The sequence below is a fragment of the Alistipes sp. An66 genome (genome assembly GCF_002161445.1).
Lineage (GTDB): Bacteria > Bacteroidota > Bacteroidia > Bacteroidales > Rikenellaceae > Alistipes > Alistipes cottocaccae.
Window position 1 is genome coordinate 1 of record NZ_NFHT01000028.1, and the last position, 14,673, is coordinate 14,673.

10 protein-coding genes are annotated in these 14,673 nt (G+C 39.4%); all 10 read left to right on the forward strand.

Annotated features, from left to right (window positions below):
- Nucleotides 1-242 precede the first annotated feature (242 nt).
- The 10 genes from B5G16_RS11990 (at nt 243) to B5G16_RS12030 (ending at nt 14,327) form a co-directional block, all read left to right on the forward strand.
- Nucleotides 243-1,187: a bile acid:sodium symporter family protein gene (locus B5G16_RS11990; RefSeq protein ID WP_087264209.1), complete on the forward strand. Its 945-nt coding sequence runs from the start codon at nt 243-245 to the stop codon at nt 1,185-1,187.
- 2 nt (nt 1,188-1,189) lie between these two features.
- On the forward strand, nt 1,190-2,284 hold the full coding sequence (locus B5G16_RS11995) for a phosphotransferase family protein (RefSeq protein ID WP_087264211.1): 1,095 nt from the start codon (nt 1,190-1,192) through the stop codon (nt 2,282-2,284).
- 1 nt (nt 2,285) lies between these two features.
- Nucleotides 2,286-3,011 (forward strand): HpcH/HpaI aldolase family protein, encoded by a 726-nt coding sequence (locus B5G16_RS12000; RefSeq protein ID WP_162612072.1) that lies wholly within the window; start codon nt 2,286-2,288, stop codon nt 3,009-3,011.
- 25 nt (nt 3,012-3,036) lie between these two features.
- The gene (locus B5G16_RS12005) at nt 3,037-4,326 is read left to right on the forward strand and encodes a sialidase family protein (protein ID WP_087264215.1); all 1,290 of its coding nucleotides are present in this window, start codon (nt 3,037-3,039) and stop codon (nt 4,324-4,326) included.
- A 79-nt stretch (nt 4,327-4,405) separates the two neighbouring features.
- Nucleotides 4,406-7,630 (forward strand): SusC/RagA family TonB-linked outer membrane protein, encoded by a 3,225-nt coding sequence (locus tag B5G16_RS12010; RefSeq protein ID WP_087264217.1) that lies wholly within the window; start codon nt 4,406-4,408, stop codon nt 7,628-7,630.
- Between the two features lie 12 nt (nt 7,631-7,642).
- Nucleotides 7,643-9,133 (forward strand): SusD/RagB family nutrient-binding outer membrane lipoprotein, encoded by a 1,491-nt coding sequence (locus tag B5G16_RS12015; RefSeq protein ID WP_087264219.1) that lies wholly within the window; start codon nt 7,643-7,645, stop codon nt 9,131-9,133.
- Between the two features lie 11 nt (nt 9,134-9,144).
- A complete protein-coding gene (locus tag B5G16_RS12680) occupies nt 9,145-11,151 on the forward strand; it encodes a DUF5689 domain-containing protein (protein ID WP_143260901.1) in 2,007 nt (668 codons plus the stop codon).
- Nucleotides 11,081-12,913 carry a right-handed parallel beta-helix repeat-containing protein gene (locus B5G16_RS12685; RefSeq protein ID WP_143260902.1) on the forward strand — a complete coding sequence of 611 codons (1,833 nt, stop codon included), beginning with the start codon at nt 11,081-11,083 and terminating at the stop codon, nt 12,911-12,913. Before B5G16_RS12680 ends, B5G16_RS12685 begins: the two co-directional genes overlap by 71 nt.
- A gap of 8 nt (nt 12,914-12,921) precedes the next feature.
- Nucleotides 12,922-13,530 (forward strand): YhcH/YjgK/YiaL family protein, encoded by a 609-nt coding sequence (locus B5G16_RS12025; protein ID WP_087264224.1) that lies wholly within the window; start codon nt 12,922-12,924, stop codon nt 13,528-13,530.
- Entirely contained in the window at nt 13,527-14,327 is an 801-nt protein-coding gene (locus B5G16_RS12030; protein ID WP_087264226.1) for a S1/P1 nuclease, read from the forward strand. The genes B5G16_RS12025 and B5G16_RS12030 overlap by 4 nt, the downstream gene beginning before the upstream one ends.
- The last annotated feature ends 346 nt before the right edge of the window (nt 14,328-14,673 follow it).

Below are 14,673 nucleotides of genomic sequence, written 5' to 3' on the forward strand. Positions count from 1 at the left end.
TTGCGTGACCTGTTCGACAAGACTAATTTCAATGATGTCAAAGATCTATATAATCCCATTATTCCGGGGCTATTTGATTAATTGTTTAACTCGTCCCATTTTAACGGGACGCTAATGAAGTATAATAGATAAAAGTATGTTTCACTGTTTTTATTACTAATTTTAGCCTATGGAGAGTTCATCAGATTTCTTTTAAATTTAATTGTTTATTGAATGCAATCGATTGCAAAAAAACGAAAATTATGAAAAAAATAGCAACATGGTTTATTAACTTATACGCCCTTTGGATTGTATTAAGTTTTGTTTTGGGATATTTTTATCCTGGTATTTTTCTTTGGTCTACAAGAGGATCATGGATGACACTTGCATTATCAATAGTAATGCTAAGTATGGGATTGACTCTTAGAATTGAGAATTTCAGCAATTTATTCAAACAGCCTAAGACTGTAATTATTGCAGCCATCTCTCAATATACTGTCATGCCATTGTCAGGGTGGTTAGTCTCTATTATATTAGGGCTACCCAAGGAGTTCGCCGTTGGTCTTATCATTGTGGCATGTTGCCCAGGAGGCACGGCCAGTAATATGATTGCATATATTGGTAGAGCTAACCTCGCTTTATCCGTTGTGTCTACTGCGGTATCTACAATATTAGGGATATTCATGACTCCAATGTTAATCATGTTATTTGCGGGACAAATGGTACCTGTGGACGCGTGGGGAATGTTTTTAAGTGTAGTGCAAGTTGTTTTAATTCCAGTGTCGTTAGGCGTAATAATTAATTGGAAATTTCCCAAATTTGTTGAAGCTCTTGGTCAAACAGGACCTGTTATCTCTACATTGGCAATCGTCATGATCTCTGGAGGAATCATCGCTCCCGCTGTAATTGATAATAAGGTGTTGATATTAAATTATGCAGGCAATCTTATTATCGCAGCAACTCTTTTACACTCACTAGGATTTGGTTTAGGATATACTTGGGGCCGGATTTTTAAGTTTGACAAAGGAATCTCAAAAGCCATCGCCTGTGAAACAGGAATGCAGAATGGTGGACTTGCTGCTGTTTTAGCAAAAAATAACTTCCCGTTACTTATGCCATTAATTGCAATACCGTCTGTCTTTTGTTCAATAATGCAAACGATTGTAGGAGGTGTGTTGGCAACCATATGGCGATTTAAAAAGGACTAAAAATGGCTAATAGACAAAATATATATTACTGGAAATGTGATCGTCCCAATGCTTTTGTGACATTGGGAAAAGAGGATGAGCAAGCTGCTAAAGAATTAATACCCTATATTGAAGCATTATGTATTGATTTTTTTGGTAATTCCCAATTTGAGATAACAAAAGCATTTGGACAAGGGAATCATCAAAATTTTATTGCTTATAACTCTGGAGAAAAATATTTCATCAGAATCGAAAATAGTAATGATAATGATGAATATATGGTAGTGGAATCAGAAATAATCTCACAGGTCAACGGATTAAGTATTCCAGTGCCACACATTTTTAAGGTTGATTGTTCCCGGAAACAATATCCATTTGCGTATCAAATCATGGAAACCTTAAAAGATCCGGATGTAAATAGCTACTATAAACAAGGAGAACTTGAAACATCTTCCATTATGTTTCAGCTAGGGCGCTATATAGCCATGTGGCAAAATATATCATTCGACGGCTTTGGACTATTTGACAGCAATTATGTATTAAGTGATATGAAATTGAGAGGATTATATCCTCGATATCGTGATTACTACTTTCAAAATCTGGACACCCATCTTAATTTCTTAAAAAATCATGGATTTCTATCAAGTAGATTTGTAGATGAAATTTTCCAGGCCATCATTAATAATAGCGCCTATCTAGATCTAGAGAGAGGATGTCTTGTTCATAAAGACATTGCATTTTGGAATATAATAGGAACTCCTACAAATATTTCTGCTATTATTGATTGGGATGATGCTATCGCAGGGGATCCAACAGATGACATCTCCTTAATGGCATGTTTTCACTCTTGGGAAGAACTTAAACCACTCATAATGGGTTATGAAGATTTCCGAGAGTTACCAGCACACTTTGAAAAACGCTTTTGGCTGCATTTCTTAAGGAATATGATTTTTAAGAGTGTAATTAGAGTCGGAGCTGGATATTTTAATAAATCAAAAGATTTCTTCCTAATTGGTACATCAAATAGCATGTCAAAAGGTTTGGCTGATTTTACGATGCAGAAGATTAATGATGCATATCAAGGATTGGTCGGCAATAAACAAATAAATGATTTATAATATGAATAATAGAGTATTAGGAAAGGGTTCATGGATCTCGATAGGAGCTCCGATTGTAACAGAGATTGTTGCAAAGTTTGGATTTGACTGGCTTTTGTTTGATATGGAGCATGGCGGAATAAATGAAAGTAACCTTCTTGCAAATATGCATGCTGCCAAGAATTCGGGGGTAAAGATTATTGTTCGTATTGGAGAATATAGTGCTTCGTTGATTGCTCATGTGCTCGATGTTGGCGTAGATGGTATTATGGTACCTCATGTTGAAAGTGTAAGTGAAGCGGAGCGTATCGTTAAAGCAATGAATTTTCCGCCTAATGGATTTAGAGGGCTTTCAACATCTACAAGATGCTTTACATATGGATTAGACGCAAGTCAAAAACCGGAAAATATGAGCCAACCTCTTTTCTTGGCGCAGATTGAAAGTTATGAGGGAGTTTGTAATGCTGAGTCAATCGCATCTGTAGAGGGCGTTGATATGCTTTTTGTCGGCCCTAGAGATCTTTCATTTGAATTGTCGATGCGGCATAATCTGCCAACAATAGAGTTTGATGACGCTTTAAAACGGGTTGCACTTGCGGCTAGAAGATCCGGCAAACAAGCAGGAATTTTAATCCGAGATTCTGCAAAAATTGTACAACTTGAGAATTACGGGTATACCGCGTTGGCGCTAGGATCAGATATGGGGGCATTAAAAGCCGGATTAAAAAATATAGTCAAAAATTTATAAGAAATAATCGTAATAAACAAGCACTATGAAACGTATCATCCTAATTGTCTGTGTTATTCTATTGCAGCATGCAACATTCGGTTACTCACAGACTAATCAAGAGAGTCTTTTTAAGGCATGTGATTCTTTTGCCATGGAACCGCCAATTATAAAAAAAGTCACAGACAAAAAATATACTCGAAAAATTCTAGATTATGGAATGACTATCGGGATTGAGAGAACACCTAAAGGTCGCATTTGGAATTGTTGGGTTGGGGGTGGAGATAATGCTGATGCATTTTTTCTACTCGCATGGAGTGATAATGATGGGAAAAAATGGTCCGATACAAAGTTTGTGATAGATCCTCATAACAACACCCTGCCTTTTAAACGCAGAACTATTGTTGGGCAACTATGGACTGATCCCCTTGGGCGTCTTTGGCTTTTTATGGATCAGGCCATGACCTATTTTGATGGAAGAGCAGGAAACTGGTATTCGATTTGTGAAAATCCTGATGCAGAGGATCCGGTGTGGTCAACTCCTCAATATATAGGATTTGGCTGTTCTCTAAATAAACCAACGGTGATGTCCACAGGAGAATGGGTCCTGCCAGTAAGTTTATGGCCTAGAAGTAGAATGGACATCCTTCTTGAGCGAGGATGGACGGCCAATCCTTTACGTGAAGCTCACCGCGAGTTAGATTCTGTTCGTGGAGCACATGCATTTGTTTCTACAGATCAAGGGAAAACTTGGGAAGATAGAGGCTTTGTACAATATCCATCGCCTTCATTTGATGAACATCAATTTATTGAATTGCAGGATGGTCGTTGGTGGATGACAGCACGCACCGGTCTTGGTATCTACCAAAGCTTTTCCTCCGATAAAGGCTATTCTTGGAGTGCGCCTGAACTGTATTCCAAACACGTGAATTCTCGTCACTTTATTCGGAGATTAGACTCCGGAGCTCTGTTGTTAGTACGTCATGGAATGCCGGACAAAAAGTTGAAGAAGCGTTCTCATCTTCGGGCATTTTTGTCTTTTGATGAAGGTAAAACATGGCATGGAAATCTGTTGCTTGATGATCGGACTGGGGTTTCATATCCAACCGGTTTTCAGGGTCCAGATGGATATATATACATTTCATATGATCATCAGCGCACACAACTGGGCGAGATCTATATGGCCAAGTTCTCCGAAGATGATGTCCTGAATGAGAAAATAGTGTCCTCAAAAGGATACCTAAAACATTTGATTTTTAAGCCTGGACGAGTAAAATATTCGCAAGCAAATATCGAAGCCCGACAAAAAGAAAAGGACAAACGAAAAAACAAGTAATGTCAACCATCACAAATCGATAACAGATTATACAATGTGACAAATACGACCTAACATGAACTCCTAAATAAACTTAATTATGAATTATCATAAACTATTTCATTGGATTGCATCGGCTGTCCTTGCATTAAGTACGACAATGGTATTTGCGCAAAAAAGCCGTATTGTAAGCGGCATTGTATCTGACCAAAATGGAGCGCCTCTTGCAGGAGTCGCGGTTGTGATTGCAGGTTCCCATCAAGGGACAACGACCGGAATGAAAGGCGATTATTCAATTAAAGTTACAGCCGAGGATGTTTTGGTCTTTTCTATGATTGGGTACAAAGAAAAGCAACAACGGGTTGGCGCATATAATAAAATAGATGTTACTTTAGATGAAGATGCAATTCTCATTGAAGGGACTGTTATCACAGCCCTAGGAATTAAACGATCAGAAAAGGCCCTTGGATATTCAGTGTCGAAAGTAAGCAATGAGGCTTTTACAAATTCCGTTTCCAGTAACTGGCTAAATGGCCTTTCCGGAAAGGTCGCTGGTCTGAATTTTAATTCAGCTGCGGCTGGGCCTTCTGGCTCCATTCGAGTAACGTTGAGAGGAGAAAGTTCATTGGATCCTACAAAAAATGAGGCATTATTTGTCATAGACGGTGTCCCTATTACCAATACAATGGTCGGTAACGGAACTGCAGGTTCTGCATATAACTCTACAAGTGTGGACATGCCTATCGATTATGGAAATGGAGCGAGCGACCTGAATCCGGATGACATAGAATCGGTTACGGTCCTAAAAGGAGCTTCAGCAACAGCATTGTACGGATCCAGAGCCGCGAATGGCGCTATTATCATAACAACAAAATCCGGTAAAACAACGAAAGGCTTCGGAGTAACCATTAACTCCTCATTTACATGGGAAGATCCTGGGTATTGGCCTGATTTTCAGGATAGGTTCGGTGCTGGAAACCGAAATTCTCTGGCGCAAGAGACCGTGTATTCTTATTATAAGATTGCAGAGGAAGGTTTGAGTAAATCCTCAAACCATTATGCATATGGTCCAGAGTTTAAAGGACAACAATTTTATCAATATGGTAATATTGATGAAAATGGTCAGTACTATAAAAGTGAGTGGAAAGCGAGGGATTGGTATAAGGGATTCTATAAAACAGGATTGACCTATATGAACTCTGTTTCTATTGACGGAAGTAACGGGAAAGGAACATCTGGACGTCTTTCGTATTCTGATACCAGAAATGATTGGATAACTCCCAACTCCGGATATGAGCGACAGGTGTTAAGTGCATCGTTTTCTTCTCCGGTAGGAAAATATGTTAACCTCAATGCCAAGGTTACATATAATCGCAAAACAAGCGATAACCTTCCCATGTCTGGATATGGGCGTGCAACCATTCCCGGAGCTTTGGTATGGTCTTCACCCAATATCGATCAAAATTGGTGGCGCAATTACAAGCAGGTAATTGAAGAGTATGACTATACGCGGAATAATGCTTTTTATTCTAATGCAGATAGCCCGTATCTTCAGGCATACGAACAATTAAACACGATGGACAGAGACCGCGTTTATGGCACGGCGTCTGTATCCGTGGATATCACTAAGCATTTGAATCTTATGTTGAGAGCGGGTTTGGATTTCAGTTCGGATTTGAGAACTCAACGAAAACCGTGGGGAAGCAAAAGCTATCAATATGGACAATACAAGGAGATGATCATATCGCAACGGGAAGTCAATACCGATTTTTTGCTTAAATACGACAATACTTTTGGGGATTTTACCGTCACAGGAATGTTTGGAGGTAATATCATGAACCAAGGTTACTCTCGTTACTCTCAAACGGCTGTTGCATTGGAAATCCCCGATGAATATACTTTGTCCAACGCGACATCAACCTTGCAAACGAACAGTTGGAGAAGTGAAAAACAAATCAATAGTTTGTACGGTGTAGCGCAAATCGGGTATAAAGATTATGCATATCTTGATCTCACCGGACGCAATGACTGGTCCAGTACATTGGATCCGCGTTGGAACTCCTATTTTTACCCATCTGTAAGTTTGAGTATTTTATTCTCATCAATATTTGACATGGGAAAACATGTCGACATGTTGAAACTTCGTGGTTCGTGGGCGAAAGTAGGAAATGATACGGATGCCTATGCTATAGAAAGTTATTACACCAACAGCAAATTTGGAGGAGGTGTAATCCTGCCTACCACTATTTCGTCAGCAGAAATCAAACCGGAAATGACGCGTAGTTGGGAGGTTGGCGTTGAGGGTAAATTCTTTAAGGGACGTCTTGGATTTGATATCACAGGATATATTTCAGACAGCTATAATCAAATTTTGACGGCACCGGTTGACCCCGCTACCGGATTCTATAATACATTTATTAATGCCGGTCTAATTACCAATAAAGGCCTTGAAATCTCACTAACTGGTCGTCCTGTTTATAATAAGAACTTTAAATGGGATGTTGCCGTAGTATATTCTCGAAACAAAAATGAAGTAGTTGAACTTGCAGAAGGTGTAGATTCCTGGCAGATTGCCAAATTGAATCAAGCACAGGTTCTTGCGATGCCAGGAGGAACGTTAGGGGCCATTTATGGAACTGGCTTTGCCCGTGTGCCGGAAGGAACTGTTATCACGATGGAAGATGGCTCCCTAAAGGATATATCAGGAGAGATTCTTTTTGATAAAGAAACAGGCAATCCAGTTGTTGATAAAGCAACTATGAAATATTTGGGAGAGACTCAAAATAAATGGAAAGGCGGCATTACTAATACCATCTCATATCGTAATTTCAGGCTATTCGTTCAAGTTGACGGAGCTTTTGGGGGGCGTGCCTATTCTAATACCGCATCCATTTTATCGATGACTGGTAAATTGAAAAACACATTGGAAGGTCGTTATGACGGAATCATTGGTGATGGTTATTGCTATGACTCATCAACCGGATCTTATTCTAAAAATACGACCGTGGCCAAAAGTATCTCTTATTATTATGACCAGTGGTATGCCCGGGAAAACGTCGAGGCTAATATTTATCGAACCGATTATATCAAACTTCGAGAAGTAAGGTTGGAATACAATTTCCCCTCTAAATTACTTGCAAAAACTAAATTTTTGACAGGAGCCTCAATCGGGTTCTTTGCAACCAATTTAGCTATGTGGACTAAATGGCCTCAATTTGATCCGGAAGTGGCTTGTATGGATGGTTCGAGTATTACAACTGGACTTGAAGCAGCTTCATTCCCCATGACAAGGTCATATGGCGTCAATCTTAAGTTGAAGTTCTAAAATTCGAAGACTATGAAAACCATGTATAAAATTATATTCCTGATTGTCACTCTGGTGCCTATTCTATCGGGATGTAGCCAGTTTGAAGAAATGAATCACAATCCCAATCAGCAGACATACGGGAAAGCTACTCCATCCAAGTTGATGCAGGATATAATCTATTCCGGACATTGGACTATTTTCTATAGATCCTGGAGGATAAATAGCCAACTTATGCAGTATTCCATGTATGTGAATGGACAAGAATTAACTGCCAACTATGATATACGAGCGACGGAATCAACTTCAACCTGGCAAAATTATTACAGATGGGCTTCCAATGCTGCTCATATGTATGAGATGGCAATTAAAAACGAAGATGAGAATCTCCAGGCTGTTGCATTGACATTGAAAGTATATATTGCCGAAGTTATAACAGCGTTGTTTGGGGAGGTTCCTTATTCGGAAGCTTTTCAATGGGAGAATGGAATATCGCATCCCAAATATGATACGCAGGAAGAGGTATACACTCAAATGATCAATGAACTAAATAAAGCAAATACGCTCTATAATTTGTCTGGCCAGATGGACTATCCGGAGCGAGATTTACTTTATCAGGGAGATTTCTCGAAATGGCAAAAATTCACAAATTCATTACGTCTGCGACTTTTAATGCGAGTAAGCAAATGTGAAATGGCTGAAATGGATCCCATATTCGAAATTCAGAATATGTTGGATAATCCATCCATATATCCTCTTTTTGCTTCCAATGCAGATGCTGCAATTTTAAAGTACACGGGTGTTAATCCTTTTTATAATGGATTTGGCCCCTCTACAGCGACAGACCCTATGAGTCAGAATAATACCCTTGGGGCAACTCTTGTCGATTTGCTTAACGCGTCTTCTGATCCTCGGTTGCCGTACTATGCGAAACCTAAAAATGGAGAATATATTGGGATGGCATCGGGAATGAACAATGACTATATTGCTGAAATGCGTGATATTGCGTGTACTTATGCTTCGTCATTGAGTACTGATACTTCTCCATCGACACTCATGAATTATGCAGAAGTGCTGTTTATCTTGGCAGAGGCCCAATTCCGAGGACTTGTAACAACCGGAACGTCAACGGAAGATCTTTATAATCAAGCGGTAACCGCATCTATTCGGCAATGGACCGGGAATGAGGCTTTTGAGCCTGGTGCTTTTTTACAAAGTCCCAGTAGCGCAGCATATAATGGAACTTTGGAACGTATTATGGAGCAGAAATATATTGCGATGTTCCTTGTCGGTTATGAAGCCTGGTGTGATTATAGAAGAACTGGACTACCCGAAATGCCGATAGGTCCGGCAATGGTTAATAAAGATGAATTTGGAAATGTTGTATTACCTACGCGGCTAAGGTATCCTTTGATAACACAAACAACAAACTATGAAAATTGGAAAGCTGCAGTTGCTAGACTGGATACACAAGCTGACGATATGTTGTCAAAGGTTTGGTTTGCTAAAGGGAATAAATATTAAAAATTAATATTATGAAACGTGTTGTTAATATCATTATAGCAAGTATTATTATGCTTGCATCCTGTCAAAAGGCTGAAGATGTTGGAACACCTTATTTTGAAGTGATCGCTCAAAACGATTCTGGTGAATTTGTATTGGATAATTCGGCGACATCGCTTTTGGATGGAACAGGATTGACCATATTCGTATATTCTAATCAATCTTGGAATGTATCGTTAACATTTGAAAATGAAACTTCAGATTGGATTTCAATATATCCAGATCATGGAAAAGATGATGGACGTTTTTTTATTAATGTTTCACAGTTAGATTCACCATATCCAAGGACCTGTAATCTTAATATTCGTGATTCTCAAGGAAATATTCTCTTCACAACCCTCGTAACACAAAAAGGAGCCGCACCATATTTAAAATCAAATACCGAATTTTTGAGTTTCGGATGCGATGGCGGAAATTTAAATGTTGAACTTGAAACAAACGTCAGATGGTATGCAGAGGTGTTGCCTAAAACGCCAGGGGAAGATATTTCTTGGTGTCAATTAATCGATAAAGGAGATATTTCCCAGACCATCAAATGTAGTAAAAATACCTCCGGGAAGAAACGGTTTGCAACGATTCGATTTTACATGGAAGATAGTTTGGAGGAATTGTATCTTGATATTCCTCTTACCCAGTTGCCTGAATTTAAGTTTGAAACTGCAGAGTTAATTCCCGTATCGGCGGTTTCAGAATTAACCGGTATCATCGAAGAGAATTATAAAATTCAAGGATATGTGATTAATGACCTTACCACAGAGAATATTGCAGATAAAAGACTTGTATATATGCAAGATGATAGCAATAAAGGTATTGTGGTACAGTTACAAGATGAAAGTGCAAATATTTATTCTGTTAATGACAAATTAACGGTGTGGTTGCCCGGAACCGTTGTTGAGCGAAATGATCTAGGGACAGTTATCACCAATGTGACACAAAATAATCTTTCTGATAATACGACATTGCTTGGAGAGGCTGCAACACCTGTTGAATTAACGGATATTTCTCTGATTAGCAATTATCCGAACACATTGGTTCGACTCAAAGGTGTTTATTTTGCCAATCCAATAGGAACCATTTGCAATGTCGGAACCTGGAAAGAGGGACATTGTAAGTATGCACTTACCCCTATACTTGATAAAACGGGGAATATGGCGACCATAAGAACATTGGCATCGTTTACGCAAAAATACGATCAGCAATTATCGCGTAAGGAGTATGATATTGTGGCTATTGTCATGCCAGATAAGGGAGAGATGATGAGAATTAAAGGGGATCCCAATAATTTGAAACGTCTTGTCGGAGAAACCTATACGCATACTTTGCGCATAAGAAGCAGTAAGGATCTTCATGTGTCAGACATTACTCCTGTTTTTACTCCATTTGTTTATTGGCTGGGGATCAATACAAGTGGGGCTAATTGGAATCCGGCTTTTGGTAATGGCTCATTTGATTTATGTGCAGGCATTGTGGGTAAAGAAGAACCCAACAGCAAAGAACGCATTTCATATTGTTTATCGGATATTAGTCAGGAGCCAAGTGACGGTAGTTGTTATAAAGGCTACTCAACCAGTTCTGTATGGGATCCTGGTTATGGAGGGTATTACTATGAACTATCCACATCAACCAAAAGTTGCACAGGCGATATATACTTTTCATTTATAATGGGGAGCTATGGGTCTGCTGCGAGGTATTGGAAAGTCCAATATTGTACTGATGGAGTAACGTGGACTGATTTGCCAAATGGAGAATTTGAATTATGGAACTCTTTATCAAGTGGATCTAGCTCAAAGAGCGATTACTCTAGACTTTATACAATGCCATCATTATGTTTTAAAATTCCTAATTCGGCAGGCTTAGACAACTTGTCAATAAGAATTACGACACAAGGTCAACCTAATGAGCGTAGTGATGGCTCAGGGAGTGCAAACGGAGATACTAGTTCAACTGCATTATATTATTTTGCATTTAGCCAATTATAGCATGAGGTCTATGATAAATTTTTGTTTGTCAATCTGTGCAGCTGCCATTATTGGCAGCTGCACAAAAGAAAATATTGATTCCGGAAAAACTCTCCCCTCGTCCAAAATCGCCGATATAACGGAATATGCTATTCATAAAAACGGGGAAGACTGGGCGGATGCTTTTGAGATTGCATTAACAGAAAGAGACACAATCTTTGTCCCTCAAGGTGAATACAAGTGTTCGGAGATCAGAGTTCCTTCTGGAAAGACAATTATTGGTAGCGGGAATAAAACGGTGTTTACACCTTTGGGCACTCGTTTATTTATAATTGAAGGCGTCAAACATGAAGGAGTTGAAATATCATCTGATATTTCGGATTATACCAATAAAATTTACCTAAAACAACACTTGGATCTTCAGCCGGGAAATGATATACTAATTCAGTCTCAACGGAATTCAATGTTACGAGAAGGAATTGCCGGTGTAAATTATGATATAGACTGGGTGTTGGGTCGGACTCGTAAGTCTAGTGTTTTTTTTGGTGAATTTGACGAAGTCCTATCAATATCTGGGAATAGCCTCACAACAAAGAATAATCGTATTTTCCCTTCATATTTCAAGGATAATAGTCGTGAGCCAGTACCCCCAACAGATGGATTCATAGAAAGAAATGCTACAACTGTCCATAAGATAGATATGATATCAGATGTACATCTCAATAAATTTAGAATTATAGGTACAAGTCAGTGCTATCAGGTTTTATATATCAGATATGCAAAAAACTGCTCCGTAGAATCTGTTGAATATAATTCTTCTGTCGAGACATTTGATAAATCCGGTAATACATCTTTATCTGTTATATATTGTGCATATAGCAGAGGAATCAAGATAACAGATTGCCATTCCAATTTTTCAGAAAATTTAATTAAGATTCTGCATTCAAAGGAAAAAGCATATGTAAATTACTCTATATATAATATATTTAAGGTTATGTCTTGTTGGGATTCTGGATTCGAATTTTGTTCGTCCAATGGGGCTACACACGCATTCAATATTACAAGAAGTAACTCTGCAGACGGTATAAGTTCTGGCAATTGCTATGTTAGAAATTGCACTGCAAGCAATAATGTATGGGGCGGAATTAAAGTTGTTCAGGGTTGCTGGAATTCAGAAATTGTCGGGAATACTATTTATGCAAGTCCACAAGGAATTGTTTGTGCTGGGCGGTCAGCCTTGATCAAAGGTAATATAATCAAAACAACTTATCCTTTTACAACAAATTTCTATTATACTCATATTAAATCTACACAAACAACAGATAATGGGAAAATTGAAGTTTATTGGGGTGGAACTGCCGGTATCATGCTAAATGAGGGGTACAGTTGTGGATCCCCCAAAAGCCCTACAGTCGTAGAAAATAATGAGATAAACGGATTTTACACAGGATTGTCTGTCCGTGATGGGTATGAAAATAAAAATATTTTTGAAGAAGGATATATATTATTTCAGAATAATAAAATTTCCAACTGTTTTAATGGTGTTGGGATATATCGAAATGCATTTAATACACATTTTGTAGACCTCTTTATTGATATTAAAAACAATGAGTTTATGCATCGAGGGTATCTTGAGGATGAGCTAGGAGGAAAGACCAGAGAGGCATGTGGAGTTTACATATCTCATAATATTGGGAATATTTGCATCTTTAATAATAAATTTAAAAATTTCAAATATCCGTATTTTTGCGCAGGTTATAGTGAAAATATTGGTTATAAATAAAGTTTACTATGAGATTTGTCTTGTTATTGCTATTGTCGCTAACGATTTATTCGTGTAATAACAATAATATTTCCGCGGCATATTGGAGCGAAGATAAACTAAATGATTGGTATACAAAGTCGGATTGGCAGCATAAATTCAAAGCAATACCATCGTCGGTTACAGACAAAAGAGAATTTGCGATCCAAGTACAGAAAAATCCCAAATCATGGCAACAAGCTTTAGATTTTTTGTGTAATAACAATTTGCGAACGCTTGCAGAAGGTACATATAAAATAACCTGCGATGGTAACACTTTTGCTATAGTATCTAATTACGAAACCAAGGATTCTGCTTGTTTTGAGGCACATCGTAAATACATCGATTTGCAATATGTAATATCTGGGCGTGAAAAAATTAAAATAACATCATTAGATGACGTTCATGGAATTGTTCAGCCTTACAATGACACGAATGATATTGAATTTTATCAAACAGCATCCTCTTGGCAGGAGATTTACACAGATTCAACCCAGCTGGTATTCCTCTTCCCTAATCAGGTACATCTGCCCGGAATAAAAGTAAAAGATGGGGAATATGTGAAGAAAGTTGTAATAAAAATACCATATATTCAATGAAGGGAATATGGCTATTACAAAGATTAGATAAGGCAAAAGTCAGGAAATGGCTCTTATTATGTGTATTTAGCTTTGGATCAGTATATTCGTCAGTTGCCTGGGACCGCACGCGCCACGACGCCATCGCCAGCATCGCCGAACAGCATCTGACCCGCCGCGCCAAACGCAGCATCGCCCGCTATCTGGAACACTCCATCGTCTACTATGCCTCCTACATGGACAAGTATCGCAGTACCCCGGGCTCCCGCGATATTGAGCATGTCAGCTATGTCGACGGGCAGATGCAGCTGGTCGACACCCTGCGTGACGGCAAGGTGAATTGTGTCGTGGCGCTCATGCAGGCCTGCGACCGCCTGCGCAACTACCGGGAGATGGACGATTCGCTCGTGCGGCTGAACCTGATGTATGTCATCCACATCGCCGGGGATATGCACTGCCCGAGTCATGTGAAGTATCCAGGGTGTAAGAGCGGCCGGGCCGTGCTCAACGGCAAGAAGATGTCCTATCATGCCGTGTGGGACTGGGGCGTGCTCGACCGTGCGCATGGCTGGAGCTATTCGGAGTACCGCGAACAGCTGGATACCCATACGAAACGCGAGCGTCGGGCCATAGCGGCCGGGACTCCGCGCGAATGGGTGCATGAGACGGCCGTTGACTGCCTGGTGATCTACGACTGGCAGCAGCCCGACGAGGTGTACGACAATACGTTCGTACAGGATACCTACCTGCTCGCCGAGCGGCAGCTCGTCCGGGCTGCCTATCGTTTGGCAACCTTGCTTAATAAGATTTTTGAATAGTATGGGGAGAGGTTATGCCCCTTAGATCTGCGAATAAAATTCTTAATCACTGGGTGGGGTGCTAATATATCTTGGAAGGAACCTTCAGAGATTCAGAAGTAAATAATTCTTCTACAAACGATCGATCGGGCGGCAATGACCTGGACTGGGTCCTCGCCGCCCGGTCGTTTGTCGGCATCAGGCCGTTAGTATTTTCCCGATTTTTTGCATCTCCCGACTGATATTCGCTGATACTGTTCCCAAAAGTGTGTCTGGAGAAGGATAAATAAAAAAGTCTACAGATTTTTTAGATTTGTATAGGGAATCAACAAAAAACTAAAAAAGAGTAGACTTATGGTGTTGACAA

Coding starts and splice junctions, on each gene's coding strand:
- B5G16_RS11990 (WP_087264209.1), top strand. CDS start 243: ATGAAAAAAATAGCAACATGGTTTATTAACTTATACGCCCTTTGGATT.
- B5G16_RS12680 (WP_143260901.1), top strand. CDS start 9,145: ATGAAACGTGTTGTTAATATCATTATAGCAAGTATTATTATGCTTGCA.
- B5G16_RS12025 (WP_087264224.1), top strand. CDS start 12,922: ATGAGATTTGTCTTGTTATTGCTATTGTCGCTAACGATTTATTCGTGT.
- B5G16_RS12685 (WP_143260902.1), top strand. CDS start 11,081: ATGGCTCAGGGAGTGCAAACGGAGATACTAGTTCAACTGCATTATATT.
- B5G16_RS12010 (WP_087264217.1), top strand. CDS start 4,406: ATGAATTATCATAAACTATTTCATTGGATTGCATCGGCTGTCCTTGCA.
- B5G16_RS12030 (WP_087264226.1), top strand. CDS start 13,527: ATGAAGGGAATATGGCTATTACAAAGATTAGATAAGGCAAAAGTCAGG.
- B5G16_RS12005 (WP_087264215.1), top strand. CDS start 3,037: ATGAAACGTATCATCCTAATTGTCTGTGTTATTCTATTGCAGCATGCA.
- B5G16_RS12015 (WP_087264219.1), top strand. CDS start 7,643: ATGAAAACCATGTATAAAATTATATTCCTGATTGTCACTCTGGTGCCT.
- B5G16_RS11995 (WP_087264211.1), top strand. CDS start 1,190: ATGGCTAATAGACAAAATATATATTACTGGAAATGTGATCGTCCCAAT.
- B5G16_RS12000 (WP_162612072.1), top strand. CDS start 2,286: ATGAATAATAGAGTATTAGGAAAGGGTTCATGGATCTCGATAGGAGCT.